This is a genomic window from Nocardia sp. NPDC059691 (assembly GCF_042733915.1).
GTDB classification, from domain to species: Bacteria; Actinomycetota; Actinomycetes; order Mycobacteriales; family Mycobacteriaceae; genus Nocardia; species Nocardia sichangensis.
Map to the genome: position 1 here is coordinate 210,557 of NZ_JBHWFB010000010.1, position 16,767 is coordinate 227,323.

A 16,767-nucleotide genomic window follows, 5' to 3' on the forward strand; every position below is an offset into this window, starting at 1 on the left:
GGGGACGGCACCGAACCGGGGCGGACACGGCTTCAGACGAGGAGCACCACATGACAGCGCAGGCCGCCGCGGCAACTCCGACCGACGCCTTCGTCGCCGACTGGCAGGACTGGCACCGCGGACAAGAGGCGCGACTGGCCGACCCGCACGGATTCCTGGCCATCACCGATCTGCACTGGCTGGCCGAGACGCCGCAGCGATTCTCCGACGCGCCGGGTGCCTGGTCCACCGGCGCCGACGGTGTGACGGTGGTGCTCGACGACGGTGAGGAGCTGGTGGTCGACGGGACACCCGTGCGCGGCCGGCATGTGTTCGGGGTCATCCCCGAACGCGGCGGCGTGAACGCTGTCTGGGGTGACGCGGTGATCGAGGTCGCCAAGCGCGGCGGGCACGACATCGTTCGGCCACGGCACCCGGACAACCCGCTGCGCACGGCATTTCGCGGCACGCCCGCCTACGCGCCGCACCCGAAGTGGGTGGTCTCCGGGCGATATGTCGCCTTCCCGGAGCCGCAGCCGACCACGGTCGGCGCCGCTGTCGAAGGACTGGAACACGTCTACGACGCGCCGGGGCAGGTCGAGTTCGAGTTGGACGGACGGCCGCTGCGCCTGACCGCTTTCCCCGGCAAGGACCCCGGCGCCCTGACCGTGCTCTTCACCGACGAAACCTCCGGGGTCACCACGTACGCCGCCAACCGGGTGCTGCAGCTGTCGCCGCCGGATGCCGACGGGTCGGTGGAGCTGGACTTCAATCGGGCCGCGAATCTGCCCTGCGCCTACACCGACCTGGCGACCTGCCCGTTGCCGCCCGCGGAGAACCGGCTCCCGGTCGCGATCGAAGCCGGTGAGAAGCTGCCGTACGAGCGCGGCTGAACCGATGAGCGACAAGGCACCTCGGATCAGGACGTTGTCGTTCCTGACGCCGGGCAACTATCCCGACGACGATCCGTACTCCGGGCTCGAGGACACACTACGGCTGTTCGAGTACGGCGAAAGCCTCGGTTTCGACGGTGCGTGGATCCGGCAGCGTCATCTCGAGCACGGCGTCGGGTCGGCAGCGGTGTTCCTGGCCGCCGCCGGTCAGCGCACCAGTCGAATCCAATTGGGCACGGCGGTGATTCCCATCGGCTACGAAAGCCCGTTCCGGCTGGCCGAGGATCTGTCGCTGGCGGATGTGCTGTCGCGGGGCCGGTTGCAAGCCGGTTTCAGTGCGGGCACGCCGCCGCATGCCGACTTGCTCGGCGGCCTGGTCTTCGACGGGGACTGGCGCACCTACGATCTTTCCTACGGACGGATCGCCCGGCTGATCGAGAACCTGCGGGGCGACTATCTCGGTGACGCCGACACGGTGATCCACTCCCCGGGCAACACCCAGCGGCCGCGGTTACAGCCGCACAATCCCGGTTTGATCGACCGGCTGTGGTACGGCGGGGCCAGCACCCGTTCGGTGCGCTGGGCAGGGGAGAACGGGCTGAACCTCCTGACGGGGAACATCGTGTTCGGCGAGCACAGCGACGATTTCACCACCACCCAGTCGAGCCTGATCGGCGAGTACCGCGGACTGGTGGATCCGGCTCGGCCCGCCCGGGTCGCGGTGGGACGGGTGATCGTTCCGTTCGACAGCGCCGACCGCGCGACTCGCGAGCGGTACCGGCAGTACGCGGAGAGCAGGCGCGAGCGCACCCTCGCGCCGCAGGGGCCGCGGCGTGTGCTGTTCGCCCCGGACCTGGTCGGGCCCGCCGAGGAGATCATCGATCGGCTGCGGGCCGATCCGGTGCTCGCGCAGACTTCGGAACTGCGACTGGAGCTTCCGTACGAGTTCCACCGCGCCGACTACGAGCAGATCCTGCACGACACCGTGGAGTTGATCGCGCCGGCGCTGGGTCGTCGGACCGCGACCGGTTCAGAGCACGAGACCGGTGAGGTGGCCGCCCCCGCGTGATCCTTGATGCCCGATCGACTGCCCGATCGACTCCGGGTGCCGGTCGACGTGTCAGTGGTTCGTGATCCAGGCATCGGTGAATTCCGCTTCCGCGGCGAGCATGTCGAGCAGCCGGGCGACGACGGCCGCTTCGATCTTCTTGCCGAACAACGGGATCCCCACCTCGGCCGCGCCGTCCACCACCGCCACCGCGGCGGCATCCTGCTCGGTGAGCCGGACGGTGCCGCTCACCCGCGCGGGCACACCCTCGACGTCGGCGTCGAAACTGCCGCCCTCCTGGGTGTAGGTCTCGGTGCGGGTGACGACCAGGCCCTCGGGGCGCACCGCGGTGACGGCGCCGGGCAACTCGGCCGCCGCTATGGTCTGCACCATTCGCACGTGCAAACGGTCCTCGGCGGCATCGAACTCCACGAGAACTCCGCCGACCTCCTCGACGCGGTCTTTCCAGTACCGCTCGTCGGCCAGCGCCGCGCGAAGCGCGTCGGCCGGATGGGAGTAGGTGGCCGTGTACGCCAAGGGGGTCGCCATATCGGCACACGCTACCTGCCGCGCCGCCTGCCCGAGCCGGTGAATCGCCGAGCCGTGCAGCCGGATCCGCTGAATCACCTTGGCAAGCACCAGCTTCGACATCTGCATACCCAGTCCGGTATGTCTTCCACTGCGGTGCGGCGTGCCTTGCCCCCGGCGGGGAGTGGCCGTCTCAGACCGGGCAACCGCCGTCGTGCCCGGGGGCGGCGCGAAGGAGTCCAGCGCGTCCTTACGGTGATAGCGGACGAGCTTCTCGTATTGCAGGCGGTTGTAGGCCAGCGGGAGCAGCAGCAACCGATCCGGCAGCAGACGCCATGCCGCTTGCAGCACACGGACGTACACGGCGAACTCGAGGTGAGGCGCCGCACGGGACGGGCGGTAGGCTCACGCCGATGAGGGCGCAGCGAAACGATTCGAGCAAGCCCGAGACGAGCACCAGGCGGAACAAGACCGCGGGTGACGTGGGCCCGGCCGAACCGCATTCCGCCACGCGCCCGCAGGGACGCGGCGGTGACCAGACCGTCCCGGAGTTTTTGGACTCGGTGGGCGATGTATGGGCCGATCTCGCCGCGCTGGACGCCCGATCGCGCCGCATCGTCGAGGCCGCCCGCGACTGCTTCGCCGAGATGGGTTTCGAGGAGACGACCATGGTCCGTATCGCCGAGCAGGCCGGTGTCGGCGTCGCCACGGTCTATCGCCGTTTCGGCACCAAGTCCGCGCTGGTCCGCTACGCCCTCATGGCCGAGTCGCAACGGGTCGGGATCATCGTGGCCGAGGCGGTGCAGCGCTCGGCGGGTCCGGTCAGCGCGCTGGCGGAGATGTTCTCGGCGTTCGTGAGCGAGGCGAAGGCCCCCCGGTTGCTGACGCGCAGCCTTCGCGTCTCGTCCGCGGCAGGGGAACTCACCCGTTTCCTCACCGGTGACGAATTCATCGAGCAGGGACGGGCATTGGTCGCGCGCTTCATCGTGCACTGGCAGAAGCGGGGCGAGCTGGGCGTCTTCGACGCCGAGGTGGTCGCCGAGCTGTTCGTCCGCCTGACGATGTCGTTCATCTCGAATCCGCGCGGCGCGCTCCCGCTCGCCGACGCCGCGGCGGCGAAGGAGTTCGCCCGGCGTTTTCTCGCACCGTTGTTGTTCCCGCATCCCGGCGGGGGTTAGCCGCTCCCGATAGCGGCTACTGTTCGGCCGCACGCGATAAGCCGGGGATCTCAGTTCTCGCTGACGATCGATAGCGCCGCAGTGGTTTTCGACCGGTGCACGTGCCAGAGCTTGTCGGTGCGATGTCCTACTGTCCGAGAGATGCGCAACAGGATTGCTGGATTCGCCTACGATCGCGTGACGGTCGGCGATATCGGTCTCCACGTAGCCATGGCCGGAGCAGGCGCCCCGATCGTGCTCTTGCACGGCTTTCCGCAGACCCATTTCGCTTGGCGGCACGTCGCGACGGACCTCGCTCGCGACCATCTGGTGATCTGCCCGGATCTGCGCGGCTACGGCGACAGCGACAAGCCCGTCGGCGAGCCGGATGGCAGCACCTACGCGAAACGGACGATGGCCGCCGACATCGTCGGGCTCATGCGGGCGCTGGGCCATGAGCGATTCGCGCTCGCCGGCCACGATCGAGGGGGGTTGGTCGCGTTCCGCGCCGGTTTGGACCACCCGGACGCGATCAGCCATCTCGCGATTCTGGACGTGCTGCCCGCCGCGGACATGTGGTCCACCCTGCACGGGACGTCCGGCATCTTCGCCTTTCATCTGTACCTGCTCGCACAACCTTCCGACGTGGCCCAGCGCATGATCGGAGCCGACCCCGATCTGTTCTTCGGGCACTTCCTCGACGACTGGTGCCGGATACCCGGCGCGATTCCCGGGGACGCCCGCGCCGCATACCTAGCGGCTGCCCGCGCGCCCGGCGCCGTTCGCGCGGTGTGCGCCGACTATCGGGCCAGCGCCTCCATCGACAACGTCCACGACGAAGCCGATCGTCGTGCGGGCCGCCGGTTGACCATGCCCGTCGCCGCGCTCTGGCAGGATCCGGGCGAGGTCGTGCTTCCGTTCGATCCCCTATCGATCTGGTCGGGATGGGCGAACGATCTTCGCGCCGGGACCGTGCGGTGCGGACACTTCCTGCCGGAGGAGATGCCCGGCCCCGTCATCGAAGCCATACGAAACCTGATCGACCGACCCGCGGCGACGGCCGTCAGGGCAGATGCATGAGTTGCCGGGAGAGGGTGAACAGGCGGCGGGCGAGTTTGGTGACCGGCAGACCGAGGGGAAGCAGGATCACCGTCACGCACAGGATCGCGCCGACGAGCCACAGCACGGCCGCGACCAGCCCCAGTACCGTGCCGAGCACGGCCGTGAGGATCCCCAGCACGACGCCGAGCAGGCCCTGTAGCGCTCGCATGATGACCTTCCGATGTCCATTCTGCCCTTCTTCGGCGCGACGCGCAGGTGCCGATCGCGATCGGCGCTTCCACCGCGTCCGGCCCCGCGACGACTCCGTGTACGGGCACGGCATCGGCCGGTAGCGTCCCAGGTATGAGCCGAGCGATCGTGGAGCTGTCGCATCCGGTCTCGGACGGCATGCTCACCTATCCGGGCCTGCCCGCACCACGCGTCACCACGGCCGTGGCGCGCGACCGATCGCCGCTGATCGACATGGCCTACGACATCGCACGCGTGGATATGGTCGGCCACACCGGGACCTACATCGACGCGCCTTACCATTTCCACGCCGAAGGCGCCGACATCGCCGAGTTGCCGTTGGAACGGCTGTTCAACGTGCCGATCGTCCTGATCCGCGCGCGGGGACTGCGCGCGGTGGGCCCTGATCTGCTCGGTGATCCCGCGCGCCTGTGGGGCAAGGCGGTGCTGGTGCACACCGGTTGGTCGGCCGAGTGGGGTTCGGCCGCGTACCGTGACCCCGGGCATCCGTTCCTGATCGGTGAGGTCGCCGATGCGCTGGTCGCCGCCAATGTGGCGTTGGTGGGCATCGACTCGCTCGACGTGGACGACACGTCGTTGCCGACACGTCCGTGCCATCACACGCTGCTGGGCGCGGGAATCCCGATCATCGAGCAGATGACGAACCTGGACGCGCTCCCCGGCACCGGCGCCAGACTCGTCGCATTGCCTGCGCCGGTGCGCGGGATGGGCTCGTTTCCGCTGCGCGTCGTGGCGTGGTGGTGACATAGACGCTTTCGATCCCACGATCGGGGGCTCTTGCTCTGCCGAAGTTCCTCTCGCCGACGGGGTTACGGTCGAGCGGTCCCGCCGGCGAGATCGGGCCCCTGGACCGACGAGGTGTAGTCGAGTGATTGCCGAAGATAGTGATCCGAACGGCGAGAAGCCGGAACCCCGCAGGAAGACGATCAGCAGTACTTACATTCATCGGCTGCAACGTCGGCACTTCCTGCTCTTCGATATTCTGCCGATTCTCGGCACGGCTGGTGCGTTCGCCTTTCTCCGGGTGCATCCGTTCGGCCTGACCGAATTCCTGCTGCTGTTCTCGATGTGGCTGGCCACCGGCCTCGGCGTGACCGTCGGCTACCACCGGCTGTTCACCCATCGCACGTTCACGGCGGCGCCGTGGGTCGCCGCGGTGCTGGCGGTGCTCGGCTCGATGGCCGGACAGGGCGGCGTGGTGTCCTGGGTGGCCCTGCATCGGCGGCATCACGAATACAGCGATCGCGAAGGAGATCCGCACTCGCCGAACCTTTCCGGCGGCGGTCTGCGCGGAACGCTGGAGTGGCCGTGACCACCGACAGCTTCGTGTTCGATCCGTTCGCCGCGGGCTTCGCCGAGAATCCCTATCCGCACTACGACCGGCTGCGGGCCACCGCACCCGTGCACGAGCACCCGCTCGGATTCTGGATCGTGTCGAAGTACGAGGATGCCGCCGCGCTGCAGCGGTCGGCGCAGTCGGTCGACGAACAGGATCTGACCCGTCTGCCGACCTGGAAGAGCGACAGCGGCGAGCTCGGCAAGGAAAACCGCATGATGCGCGGACTGTCCATGCTGGACCGGAATCCGCCCGATCACACCCGCCTGCGCCGCCTCGTCGCCAAGGCGTTCACGCCCCGCGCGATCGAGGCGTTGCGGCCCAGGGCCGAGGCACTCGTCGACGCCGCCCTGGACCGCATCGCCGAGGCGGGCACCGCGGATGTGGTCGCGGGACTGGCGTTCCCGGTGCCCTTCGCGATCATCTCCGAGATGCTGGGCGTCCCGGTGGTCGAGCACACCAGGCTGCGCGAACTCACCGCGATACTCGTGCTGGCGCTGGAACCACTGCCCGATCCCGCCTTGCAGGCCGAGGTCCGGTCGGCCAACCAGGAACTGTTCGCCATGGTCGGCGACCTGGTCCGCTGGAAACGCGCCGCACCCGGCGACGACCTGCTGAGCAGGCTCATCACCGCCGAACACGATGGCGATGTGCTGAGCGAGGACGAGCTGGTCGCCCAGGTCATGCTGCTCTACATCGCGGGCCACGAGACGACCGTGAACCACCTCGCGAACGGCGTCCTCGCCCTGCTGCGCCACCCCGGCCAGGCACGACGACTCCGGGAAGACCCCGCACTCGCCGAGAACGCGGTCGCCGAACTGCTCCGATACGACACCCCCGTGCAACTGATGCGCCGGATCACCGTGGAGTCCATGCCGATCGGCGGCTCGGTGATTCCGCCGGGCAGCCTGGTGCTCGCCTGCGTCGGCGCCGCCAATCGCGATCCCGAGTTCTGGGGCGTCGACGGCGACGAGCTGCGCCTCGACCGGCCGAACGCGCAGCAGCACCTTTCGTTCGGCGCGGGCATCCATCACTGCCTGGGCGCGGCGCTGGTCCGGCTCGAGGCCCGGGCCGTCTTCACTCGCTTCGTGCGGCGGTTCCCCGACGCGACCATCGACGAATTGCGCTGGAACGGACGGATCAACGTGCGTGGACCCGCGGAACTGTCCATTTCGGTGTAGCGCGAGCGCATCGCCGCGTCGATCCCGGGCGCGCGCCTGCACACCATCGCGGATTGCGGTCACACCAGCAGCTTGGAACAACCCGCGGCGATCACCGCGTTGCTGCGGGAGTTCCTCGCCACCGTCGACGGTTCCTGACGCACCGACAGGTCGGTGATCAGCACCGAGAGACTCATGGCCGGAACGGCGGGACCGCGAGATCGTCGCCGAAAAGGTCCGGGAGGTCGCGATCGACGCTGTCGGGGAAGCGCGCGGGGCGCTTCTCCAGGAAGGCGGTCACGCCTTCCCTGGCGTCGGCGCTCGCGCCTCGGTGGTAGATGCCGCGGGACTCGATGCGGTGCGCGATCATCGGATGCTCGGCGCCCAGGTTGCGCCACAGCATCTGCCGAGACAGGGCCACCGAGACCGGCGCGGAATGCTCGGTGACGCGGCGCGCGAGCGCACGCGCCTCGTCGAGCAGGGTGTCCACCGGATGCAGCGCGGAGAACAATCCCGCTTCGCGGGCCTCGCTCGCGTCGACGAGGCGGCCCGAGTACACCCAGTCCAGTGCGGTCTGCATGGGGACCAGCCGGGGCAGGAACCAGCTGGAGCAGGACTCGGGAACGATGCCACGTCGATTGAAGACAAACCCGATGCGGGCGGTGTCGACGGCGATGCGGAAGTCCGCCGCGAGCGTCATGGTGATGCCGACGCCGACGGCGGGGCCGTTGACGGCGGCGATGATGGGCTTGCGAGATTCGAACATACGCAGGACGACCTCGCCGCCGCTGTCGCGGAAGGACTCCGCGGCGTCCTGGTCGCCCGCGACGAAGGTCTCCGCACCCGCTGACAGGTCCGCGCCCGCGCAGAAGGCGCGTCCGGCGCCCGTGATGATCACGGCGCGAATTCGATCGTCCCGGTCGCAGGTATCGAAGGCATCGATCAGCTCCGTGCCCATCGCGGTGGTGAACGCGTTGAGCTGCCGCGGGCGGTCGAGTGTGATGGTGGCGATGGCGTCGGAGACGTCCAGGCGAATATCGGCCATAACCAACAGCTTGCCATCACGACGATTTCCGCGCTCTTGCAGGGGGTTCGGGTGACATTGGACGAACGGCGTATCGATTCGAAGGAGAATGACTGTTTACTTAGTGCTGCCCGTGCGGTTAGCCTGTCGCCGTGTCTCGATTGGTCACGGCGCCTGGCTCCCCGTGTCGGGGTGACAGCGCGGACAAGTCGGACGGCGTTTCGCGCTGTCGTTCGACAACCCGGAGAAGAGGAGTGGGATGGAGATCAGCAACTCGGTCGCGGCCGTGACCGGTGGTGCGTCGGGACTGGGCTTGGCGACCGTGCGGGAGCTGCACGGCAAGGGAGCGAAGGTCGTGATCATCGACCTGCCGTCGTCCTCCGGCGAGGCCGTCGCCAAAGAACTCGGCGACGGCGTGGTCTTCGCGGCGGCGGACGTCACGAACGAGGAGCAGGTCACGGCGGCCCTCGACGCCGCGCAGGAGCTGGGCGATCTGCGGATCGCGGTCAACTGCGCGGGTATCGGCAATGCCATCAAGACCGTGGGCAAGAACGGGGCGTTCCCGCTGGCGGACTTCACCAAGGTCGTCAACGTCAACCTGATCGGCACCTTCAACGTGATCCGGCTGGCCGCCGAACGGATCGCGAAGACCGATCCGGTGGGTGAGGAGCGCGGTGTCATCATCAACACCGCGTCCGTGGCGGCCTTCGACGGCCAGATCGGGCAAGCGGCGTACTCGGCGTCCAAAGGTGGAATCGTCGGCCTGACCCTGCCGGTGGCGCGTGACCTCGCGGCCATCAAGATCCGGGTCGTGACCATCGCGCCGGGGTTGTTCCACACTCCGCTGTTCGCCACGCTGCCGGACGAGGCCATCGCGTCCCTCGGCGCTCAGGTCCCGCACCCCTCGCGCCTGGGCGACCCCAGCGAATACGCCGCGCTCGCGCGCCACATCGTGGAGAACCCGATGCTCAACGGCGAGACCATCCGTCTCGACGGCGCCATCCGGATGGCGCCCCGCTGAGGTACTCCGAGTAGTGAGGACGGTGCGGGTGCCGGTTGTTTCGGCACCCGCACCATCCTTGCGCGGATCGGAGATCTAACGGGTTCGTCTGGGGCCGGGTGCGAGGCGGATACCGACGACGGTGATGACGGTGACCACCAGCACTGTCATCAGCCTCATGAGGTTCCAGACGGCCGGGTCGGGGGCCGGTTCGGCGGGTTGGATGTCCCGTCCGTGTGTCCGGTTCGGTGGGGCAGGGTGCGGCTCGGGTAGGGGACGCTCGGCCTGCGGCGGTATCGGTGTAGGGGCAGCTGCGGGAGCCGGAACGATAGGGAGTTCGGGGGCAGGCGGGTCGAGTTGGAGGGGGCTCATAGGCGGGGGCGGGGCGGTGGGAAGCAGCAGCAGACACGTCAGCACTGCGCTGCCGGTAGCGGCACTGCCGACGGCGGCGCTGCCCACGCCCGATCCACTCGATCCGGGGCCGATGAGACCAGGTACGAGGGAGCCGAAACCGCTGCCGGTCACGAGCCCGAGCAGGAGCAACGCGCTGCCCGTCACGGCGCTGCCGGTGCACGCCAGCTGGACGCTGCCGGTGTCGACTCCCGGCGTCGCGGCCGGTTGTTCCGCCGTGACGTCCGAGTGGGGCGCCGGGCGTGCCGCGCCCCCGGTTTCCGCATCGCCGGTGGCGGGCGGACCGCCGCGAGCGCCTGCGGTCCCGGCGCTGCCGGTGGCGACGAGGCCGCCGCTGCCGGAAGGCAGCCGAACCGGGCCGAGGCTCAGGGACTCACCGGACGTCTCACCTTCGCCAGCGGCGCTACCGGACGATGTGGCGGGGCCGTCGCTGGAACCACCGCCCGCGAAGGCGCCCACCGGCTCGGAGCCGGTCCCCGCACTCCCGGTGGCGAGGTCGCCGAACGGCGGCCACGGCGGTGGCTCCGCCGATGCTTCCAGCGGTGGGGCCACGAGTGCCGCTATGGTCAGGGGCAGCATCACAGCGGCCAATCCCTTTGCCGTTCTCGGTGTTCGAGATGTGTTTCGCTCGCGTCGCATGGGCAGTCGCCTCGTCGTAGTCGGAACCGGCCGGAAGATCACGTCGTGTGCTGGTACCGGGACAGTGCGAGTTCGAAGGCCTCCTTCGGGACCACGTTCCCACCGGAGAACGGCTCGTCGAGGTTGTAGATCGCCCGGATCACCACGCCGACGATGGCGCCGAGCAGCGCGGTTGTCACGACGGTGCGCTTGGTGACCTGGACGCCGGAGAGGACCACGCTGAACAGCAGCAGGACCGTGCAGATCCACATGGCCAGGTAGAGGAAGCCGGGAACGCGGTAACCGGCGTCCAGCGCGCGATCGGCACGTGCCTGCGCCACCGCGTCGAGGCTGGTCAGTGCACTGGTGCGAAGTGTGTCGACCTCGGGATCGGCCGGATTCACCGCGGCCACGGCGTCGCGCAGGGTATCGAGGGTGTCCTGGGTGGATTGACTGAGATGACCGTCGTCGGCCATCACGGCCCATTCCGCGGTGAGAACCTGCTCGGTGTAGTCGCGCACCAGTCCTTGGATGCGCGTGTGGTCGGGTTCGGGCATCCCGTGCGCGGCCCAGTAGGTGTCGATGAGCGATTTGGCTTCGGCGATGGTGTGATTGCGCGCGTTGTCGTACTGCTGCCAGGCGATCACGACGATGAACGCCACCACCGCCATGAAGATCGTGTTGATCAAGTTGAGCACGAGCGCGCCGACGGTGTCGTCGTCGGTGTGCCGCCATGCCTTCGGATGTAGGCGATCCCCCGCCACGAAGACGACCACCGCGACAAGTGCGGTGAGAGCGGGCACGAGAAACTCGAAGGCCATGCGGGGACTCCATTCTGTCTGAGTGGTTCTCGCGACCGCCGCGTCGGTGACGTACCGCAGCGCTTGTCGCACTACGGGTTCGATGAATTCCGGGCATCGCCGCGTCCGAGGTCGATCGATGCGCCTGCCCTCAGCGGTACTGCGGCGACGTGGTCATCCCGAGCGAATCACGCTCGGATCGGAAAGCTCTCAGCGCTGCCGACGGGACATCACGCGATCCCGCGAGCCGGTCGAGACGCTCAGCTGGTCTCGGCTACCAGGCGAGCCGGAATTGTCGCGGACAGGCATTTCGATGGTCATGCGTGGCCCTCACCCCCGAGATGGATACCGAGACGATCGACGAGCACGCTGTCGATGGTCTGCGTCTGTTCGGATCTGATCAGTGGTGCACAGCAAAGCGATAACACGACACGACGCCGATACGGACCAGGCGCCGTCGAATTGTCCTATCCGGCAGATCGGTTCGGACGCACCGATGGTAGACCGCGAATACGCCTGCGCGTGGGAAATTTTCGGAATGCGTCGCCGCAATTCGTCCAGGACGCGGCGCGGACTGCTGCGGTCGGTCGCCCCGGATTACGGTGCCCGGTGCCGACCCCGGGTCAGTGTTGTGCGAGGAAGTTGCTGCTGCGCAGCCGAAGGGTGCGTGATCCGCGACTTTGCCGATCACCGAACGATGCCGGCAAGCACCCCGTATCGGCTGCACGCCTGCTGGAGTCAGCGCAATAGTGACCGCTGTGCCGGGTCTGGTGGGCGTGGGGTTCGTCCGGTGCTTTTGTCGCGGTAGTCGCCGCCGTTCGGGGCTCGCATCGAAGCATGGGGTTAAGCCATTGGCACACAACAGGTCCCGGTCCGCAGTGGCTGGCCGACTCGGCCACCGCAGCACCTGCCGCGACGGCGGAACGGCTTCGGAAACGTTCATCCGCTGGTCGATAGCGTGGGAACATCAGGGGGTGCGGGATTCCGGCGTGTCCGTGTACGCTTGCACAGCTACCGATCGGCGTAACGGGAATGCTCCCGGGTCGCGGATCGCGCGTCCAGACAACAGAAGAGCCACAGATGACCAGATACGCGCATTATGTCGGCAGCCTGCCTGCCGAGCTGATGACGGGTGATCGTGCCGTCATGCAATGGTTTGCCGACCACAGCGAGGGACGGCCGGTGACCGCCGTGCCTTGCGATCTCGATCCGGACTGGATTCTCGACTATCTGCGCACGCGCAAGCAGCATGCCGACGTCTTCGAGATCGTCCGCCCCGGCGAGTACGCCGACTACAGCGACTTCCCCAGTTACGGCCTGAGATCCGGGCGCACGTTGGAGCCGCGGCACGTCTCGATGGACCGGGTCGAGCGGATCGGCCAGGTCGTGGACACGTTCGAATCGCTGCGGAGCGACCGTCCGGAGCTGGCCGGAACGAAAGTCCAGATCAGCCAACCCAGTCCGCTGGATCTGGCGATGTTCGTCTTCGCGGGCGCCGCGGTCTCCGGTGGGCTTCCCGTCTGGCCCGCCGTGCGGCGCTCCGGGCTCGTGGTCGGCGCGCTTCGGCAGCTGCCGGTGTTCACCGAAGCGGTGATTCAGGAGATGACCGAGGTCGTCGAACGGTACGGTGACCGCGTGGTCTGGCAGCTGGAGTCGCCGATCGCACTGCTGAGCATGGTCAAGGCCGAACGACTACGTTCGCAGTGGGTCCTGGCACCGCTCGTCGCGCGGCAACTCGCTGGTTTCCTCGGCCGGATGCACCGAATCGGCGCGGAAGCGATCGTGCACCTGTGCTACGGCGACTATCAGCACAAGAGCCTGCTCACCCCGCGCACCCTCACTCCGGCGGTGAAGCTGCTCGGCCGCACGGCACGGCTGCTGCGCGAACAGGGCACACCACTGCCGCCGGTGCACATCCCGTGCGCCTACGGTGCCGAGCCGGCGCCGCTGGACCCGCGGTTCTACGCACCGCTGCGCAAACTCGATCCCGACTGGAAAGTGATCGCCGGTGTCGTCTCCCCGGACTCCGAAGAGGACAGCGCCCGCGCGCTCGCTCTCTTCGAGCAAGCCGCCGGACGCGAGGCCTACGGTGTCGCCACCGCCTGCGGACTCGGCCGATGCACGGTCGACGACGCGCGGCAGGCGGCCGCGACGATGGTTGGCCTGGCCGGCGGTGGGGGACCCGAACAGTGATCTGCCGTGGGGTAGCCGACCGCGCGTGACCGCAGGGGAGCGGCGACGCCCTCCAGGTGCGGAACACGACCCGGAGCCGATGCGCGACGACCGGATCGTGCACTCCCCACCAGCGCCTACAGCGTGCTTTCGTGCCGAAATTCGGCGAATTGCCTTGTCCCGACGTGCCTCTCGGCCGTATGTCGGCGCCGCCTTCGTCAGCGGAGGTATCGAAGCGTTGCTATGTTGCTAGCGTATGCGGGTCGCCGAGTTCTGGACGACAGGTCTCGGCAGGCACGTGTACCCGCTCACAGATCACTTTCGTCGAATTGCTGTTCCATTACCTGGAGTCACGTTCTTGACCACACCACAGTCCCCGATGGCCGCGCCGCACACCACTGGAACCGGAGCGTGCCCCGTCCAGCACGGACCCTTGACGGAAGCGGACGCCCCGCGCGTCCAGATGTATACGAAAGAGTTCGTCACCGACCCGCACCGCGCCTACCGCGAGATGCGGAGCAAGCACGGCTCGCTGGTTCCGATCGAGCTGGCGCCCGGCGTTCCCGCCACCCTGGTGATCGGCTACCAGACCGCGGTGCGAATCCTCAGCGATCCCGACCATTTCCCGGCCGATCCGCGCACCTGGCAGAAGACCATTCCCGACGATTCTCCGGTGCGGCCGATGATGGAGTGGTATCCGGCGGCACGGTACAACACCGGACTCGCCCATGATCGGTATCGGCATGCTTCCGTCGACGCCATCGACGGGATCGATTTGTTCGACGTGCCTACCACGGTCGAACAGATCGCCGTCCCGTTGATCAATGCGTTCTGCGCGGACGGATCCGCCGATCTGGTCACCCAGTACGCGTTTCCGCTGGTCCTGGAGGTCCTCAACCAGATGGTCGGCTGCCCGGCCGAGATCGGCGAGCGGGTCGCCACCGGTATGGCCGCGCGCTTCGACACGGTGCGGGGGCCCGAGGGCATGAAGATGCTCAAGGATGCGCTGATGCAGCTGATCCGGCTCAAGCGCCAACATCCCGGCGACGACGTCACCTCGCGGCTGGCGCACCACTCGACCGAACTCGACGACATCGAGATCTTCGCCCAGCTGATGAGTTTCTACGGGGCCGGATTCGAGGCGCAGCGCAATCTGATCACCAACGCCGTGCTGCTGATGATCACCGACGACCGATTCCGCTTCGGTGACGTCCTCGGACGGAACCTGTCCACCACCGACGCGCTCGACGAGGTCTTGTTCAACGATCCGCCGATGGCGAACTTCTGCACGACGTACCCGCGGCAGCCGATCATGGTCGACGGGGTCTGGTTGCCCGCCGACCAGCCGGTGGTCATCAGCCTCGCCGGGTGCAACAACGATCCTCAGATCCGTGGGACCGACGAGCCCGGTGGCAGTCGTATCGGCAATCGTTCCCATCTGGCGTGGAGTGCGGGTCCGCACGCGTGCCCGGCGAAATCCGTCGCCTACATGACGGTGCAGAACGCCATCGACCAGCTGTTCGACGCTCTGCCGGAAATCCAGTTGGGCAAGGCCGAACTGCAATGGCGGCCGGGACCGTTCCACCGGGCACTGATGGCCTTGCCGGTCGTCTTCCCGAAATCCGCGCCGGTCCGCGTCATATAGCGCCGATAACGAATGTGTCTTCACCGGCTCGGGTCCATACTGGTGCTCGCCGGTGAAAGCGGCTGACATGCCCGGCGATATCGCCGGCGCGACAGGCGCAGCCATCGGTATACGGATGTTCGTCGGCACAGGGGCGGGACGGTACGCCAGCGGTGGTCAGCGGAATGAGCGGCGGCGAGTTGTACGCTCGCGTCCGGGGCGAGGAGACCGCGTCGCTGCGGTCGGCGTCTGGAAACGCCGTTCGATTCGTGGCGGCCGTGGCGGCTGTTGTCGTGGTCTGGGCTCGCGGGCCGCAGCTGCTGGCGGCCTGGGTGCCCGCGGTGGACCTGTCGACGTGGCGGCAGCTGGTGCTGTTTCCGCTGGCCGTGCTGGGGGTGGGGGCGTTCGCCGCCGGTGCGGAGGCCGTCGCCGACGCATCGCAGGGGTTGCGGGCGCGATCGCTGCGGCGACGCGTGGACCGTGATCCCGATCAGATCGCCATGCTGGTGCCGCCGCTGGACACGCACATGGCCACGGTGCAGGAGGTCCGAAGTCACGGCGCGGCCGCGAGCCGACGGTTGCTCTGGGGCGTGGTGCCGGTCGCGCTGTTCGTCTTGGTCCTGGTCTACGGGGTGACCGTGGAGGAACCCGACGGAACGCAACGTCCGGCGCCGGAACTGGAGCCTGCCGTCCTCGGCCTGATGGTCCTGTCGGCGGCGGTATTGCTGGCATCGGTCGCGCTGCGGTGGCGGCGTTGGAATGCGAGCCGGACGGTCGAGAAGTGGTCGAAAGACCCCGCCTACAGCGCCAGGATCAGCCCGATCGGCCCGGACCCGACTTGGTCTCGCGCGAGCGAGATTCCGGCGCTCACCGTGCGGTTCACCACCCCGCCGCGGGGCAGGGGAGACCTTCGCGAGGTCTCGTCGCGGTCGAATGTGATCGGCGCGAAGCCGGTACAGATCGCCTATCTGCGCCTGTTCGACAATCGGGCGCGCGCCCGGGAATTCCTGCGCGGCGCGTGGCGCGAGTTCGGGTATGTGCATCTCCTGCGCAGCGCCGCGTCGGTGAGTCCGGAGGAGGTGCGAGACGTGCGCAGGCGCAATGCCTTCCGCACCATGTTCGTGGCGTCACCGCGCATGTTGCGCGAAGAACTGGCGAAACACTCGGACGAACCGTTGCCACCCGGACGAAGGCGGCTGCTCGGGGTGACCGATCTGGCGGTCAAGGTCCGCGACCCCGCGGGCAGCTATCCCGTTCGCTCGATCCTCTGCCACGTCAGCTTCTGGCAGGCGGCGGTGGACACACTGCTGTCCCGGGTCGACTACGTCGTGCTCGACCTCGCCGGATACGTGCCGGCGAACGCGGGAACACGATTCGAGTTGCAACGTGTGATCGACCGCTTTCCCATTGCCGAAGTCATCTTCCTCTGCGACAAGCAGAGTGACCGGGCGTTCCTGAAAGCGCAAGTGCTCTATCACTGGTCGCGAATGGACAGCCGCTCACCGAATTCCGGCACCACCCCGCGGACGGCCCGGATCGCCGTGACCGACGGTCATCGGGCCGCCTCCCGGTATCTGATGGCGGATCTGCAAGTCCGTGGTTGATGTCGCGAATGCGTGGTCGGGAATGGCGATCGGCGATGGTCGACTCGTAATTCGAAAGCAGCGCAAAAGGATTCGGTACGGACCTGTCGCCTGTTACGCTTC

General features: G+C 67.9%; 16 protein-coding genes. 11 read left to right on the top strand and 5 right to left on the bottom strand.

Annotated features, from left to right (window positions below; all coding sequences use genetic code 11):
• Nucleotides 1-50 precede the first annotated feature (50 nt).
• Both ACFV2O_RS22920 and ACFV2O_RS22925 read left to right on the top strand, forming a co-directional pair.
• Nucleotides 51-872 carry a DUF1684 domain-containing protein gene (locus ACFV2O_RS22920; protein ID WP_356969288.1) on the top strand — a complete coding sequence of 274 codons (822 nt, stop codon included), beginning with the start codon at nucleotides 51-53 and terminating at the stop codon, nucleotides 870-872.
• A 4-nt stretch (nucleotides 873-876) separates the two neighbouring features.
• Complete coding sequence (locus tag ACFV2O_RS22925; protein ID WP_379253546.1) at nucleotides 877-1,941, top strand: LLM class flavin-dependent oxidoreductase; 1,065 nt, start codon at nucleotides 877-879, stop codon at nucleotides 1,939-1,941.
• Between the two features lie 51 nt (nucleotides 1,942-1,992).
• Here the strand turns inward: ACFV2O_RS22925 and ACFV2O_RS22930 are convergent, their stop codons facing one another.
• On the bottom strand, nucleotides 1,993-2,811 hold the full coding sequence (locus tag ACFV2O_RS22930; protein WP_379253547.1) for a DUF2505 domain-containing protein: 819 nt from the start codon (nucleotides 2,809-2,811) through the stop codon (nucleotides 1,993-1,995).
• 50 nt (nucleotides 2,812-2,861) lie between these two features.
• On the opposite strand from ACFV2O_RS22930, the gene ACFV2O_RS22935 reads away from it, so the two are divergent.
• Entirely contained in the window at nucleotides 2,862-3,626 is a 765-nt protein-coding gene (locus ACFV2O_RS22935; RefSeq protein ID WP_379253548.1) for a TetR/AcrR family transcriptional regulator, read from the top strand.
• 141 nt (nucleotides 3,627-3,767) lie between these two features.
• The gene (locus ACFV2O_RS22940; RefSeq protein WP_379253549.1) at nucleotides 3,768-4,685 is read left to right on the top strand and encodes an alpha/beta fold hydrolase; all 918 of its coding nucleotides are present in this window, start codon (nucleotides 3,768-3,770) and stop codon (nucleotides 4,683-4,685) included.
• Here the strand turns inward: ACFV2O_RS22940 and ACFV2O_RS22945 are convergent.
• Nucleotides 4,669-4,875, bottom strand: coding sequence for a hypothetical protein (locus ACFV2O_RS22945; RefSeq protein ID WP_355074149.1), 207 nt, complete (start codon nucleotides 4,873-4,875; stop codon nucleotides 4,669-4,671). The genes ACFV2O_RS22940 and ACFV2O_RS22945 overlap by 17 nt on opposite strands.
• A gap of 134 nt (nucleotides 4,876-5,009) precedes the next feature.
• On the opposite strand from ACFV2O_RS22945, the gene ACFV2O_RS22950 reads away from it, so the two are divergent.
• The 3 genes from ACFV2O_RS22950 to ACFV2O_RS22960 all read left to right on the top strand — a co-directional run bounded on the left by ACFV2O_RS22950 (nucleotide 5,010) and on the right by ACFV2O_RS22960 (nucleotide 7,433).
• The gene (locus ACFV2O_RS22950; RefSeq protein WP_379253550.1) at nucleotides 5,010-5,660 is read left to right on the top strand and encodes a cyclase family protein; all 651 of its coding nucleotides are present in this window, start codon (nucleotides 5,010-5,012) and stop codon (nucleotides 5,658-5,660) included.
• A gap of 124 nt (nucleotides 5,661-5,784) precedes the next feature.
• Entirely contained in the window at nucleotides 5,785-6,228 is a 444-nt protein-coding gene (locus tag ACFV2O_RS22955; RefSeq protein WP_379253551.1) for a fatty acid desaturase, read from the top strand.
• Entirely contained in the window at nucleotides 6,225-7,433 is a 1,209-nt protein-coding gene (locus ACFV2O_RS22960; RefSeq protein WP_379253552.1) for a cytochrome P450, read from the top strand. The genes ACFV2O_RS22955 and ACFV2O_RS22960 overlap by 4 nt, the downstream gene beginning before the upstream one ends.
• A 172-nt stretch (nucleotides 7,434-7,605) precedes the next feature.
• Here ACFV2O_RS22960 and ACFV2O_RS22965 read toward each other — a convergent pair whose 3' ends face one another.
• The gene (locus ACFV2O_RS22965) at nucleotides 7,606-8,457 is read right to left on the bottom strand and encodes a crotonase/enoyl-CoA hydratase family protein (protein WP_379253553.1); all 852 of its coding nucleotides are present in this window, start codon (nucleotides 8,455-8,457) and stop codon (nucleotides 7,606-7,608) included.
• A 238-nt stretch (nucleotides 8,458-8,695) separates the two neighbouring features.
• On the opposite strand from ACFV2O_RS22965, the gene ACFV2O_RS22970 reads away from it, so the two are divergent.
• On the top strand, nucleotides 8,696-9,457 hold the full coding sequence (locus ACFV2O_RS22970) for a 3-hydroxyacyl-CoA dehydrogenase (protein WP_355074129.1): 762 nt from the start codon (nucleotides 8,696-8,698) through the stop codon (nucleotides 9,455-9,457).
• A 75-nt stretch (nucleotides 9,458-9,532) separates the two neighbouring features.
• On the opposite strand, the gene ACFV2O_RS22975 is transcribed toward ACFV2O_RS22970, so the two are convergent.
• Together ACFV2O_RS22975 and ACFV2O_RS22980 are read right to left on the bottom strand one after the other, a co-directional pair.
• The gene (locus ACFV2O_RS22975) at nucleotides 9,533-10,429 is read right to left on the bottom strand and encodes a hypothetical protein (RefSeq protein WP_379253554.1); all 897 of its coding nucleotides are present in this window, start codon (nucleotides 10,427-10,429) and stop codon (nucleotides 9,533-9,535) included.
• A gap of 95 nt (nucleotides 10,430-10,524) precedes the next feature.
• Nucleotides 10,525-11,286: a DUF4239 domain-containing protein gene (locus ACFV2O_RS22980; RefSeq protein WP_355074127.1), complete on the bottom strand. Its 762-nt coding sequence runs from the start codon at nucleotides 11,284-11,286 to the stop codon at nucleotides 10,525-10,527.
• Between the two features lie 1,059 nt (nucleotides 11,287-12,345).
• On the opposite strand from ACFV2O_RS22980, the gene ACFV2O_RS22985 reads away from it, so the two are divergent.
• From ACFV2O_RS22985 to ACFV2O_RS22995, 3 genes are all read left to right on the top strand, one after another.
• Entirely contained in the window at nucleotides 12,346-13,458 is a 1,113-nt protein-coding gene (locus ACFV2O_RS22985; RefSeq protein ID WP_379253555.1) for a hypothetical protein, read from the top strand.
• 358 nt (nucleotides 13,459-13,816) lie between these two features.
• On the top strand, nucleotides 13,817-15,082 hold the full coding sequence (locus ACFV2O_RS22990) for a cytochrome P450 (RefSeq protein WP_379253664.1): 1,266 nt from the start codon (nucleotides 13,817-13,819) through the stop codon (nucleotides 15,080-15,082).
• Nucleotides 15,083-15,234: 152 nt separating this feature from the next.
• Nucleotides 15,235-16,665 (top strand): hypothetical protein, encoded by a 1,431-nt coding sequence (locus ACFV2O_RS22995; protein WP_379253556.1) that lies wholly within the window; start codon nucleotides 15,235-15,237, stop codon nucleotides 16,663-16,665.
• Nucleotides 16,666-16,767: the final 102 nt, after the last annotated feature.

Excerpts from the sequence above, each read along its gene's own strand:
- ACFV2O_RS22920 (WP_356969288.1), top strand. The coding sequence starts at position 51 with ATGACAGCGCAGGCCGCCGCGGCAACTCCGACCGACGCCTTCGTCGCC.
- ACFV2O_RS22925 (WP_379253546.1), top strand. The coding sequence starts at position 877 with ATGAGCGACAAGGCACCTCGGATCAGGACGTTGTCGTTCCTGACGCCG.
- ACFV2O_RS22935 (WP_379253548.1), top strand. The coding sequence starts at position 2,862 with ATGAGGGCGCAGCGAAACGATTCGAGCAAGCCCGAGACGAGCACCAGG.
- ACFV2O_RS22940 (WP_379253549.1), top strand. The coding sequence starts at position 3,768 with ATGCGCAACAGGATTGCTGGATTCGCCTACGATCGCGTGACGGTCGGC.
- ACFV2O_RS22945 (WP_355074149.1), bottom strand. The coding sequence starts at position 4,875 with ATGCGAGCGCTACAGGGCCTGCTCGGCGTCGTGCTGGGGATCCTCACG.
- ACFV2O_RS22950 (WP_379253550.1), top strand. The coding sequence starts at position 5,010 with ATGAGCCGAGCGATCGTGGAGCTGTCGCATCCGGTCTCGGACGGCATG.
- ACFV2O_RS22965 (WP_379253553.1), bottom strand. The coding sequence starts at position 8,457 with ATGGCCGATATTCGCCTGGACGTCTCCGACGCCATCGCCACCATCACA.
- ACFV2O_RS22970 (WP_355074129.1), top strand. The coding sequence starts at position 8,696 with ATGGAGATCAGCAACTCGGTCGCGGCCGTGACCGGTGGTGCGTCGGGA.
- ACFV2O_RS22980 (WP_355074127.1), bottom strand. The coding sequence starts at position 11,286 with ATGGCCTTCGAGTTTCTCGTGCCCGCTCTCACCGCACTTGTCGCGGTG.
- ACFV2O_RS22985 (WP_379253555.1), top strand. The coding sequence starts at position 12,346 with ATGACCAGATACGCGCATTATGTCGGCAGCCTGCCTGCCGAGCTGATG.
- ACFV2O_RS22990 (WP_379253664.1), top strand. The coding sequence starts at position 13,817 with ATGGCCGCGCCGCACACCACTGGAACCGGAGCGTGCCCCGTCCAGCAC.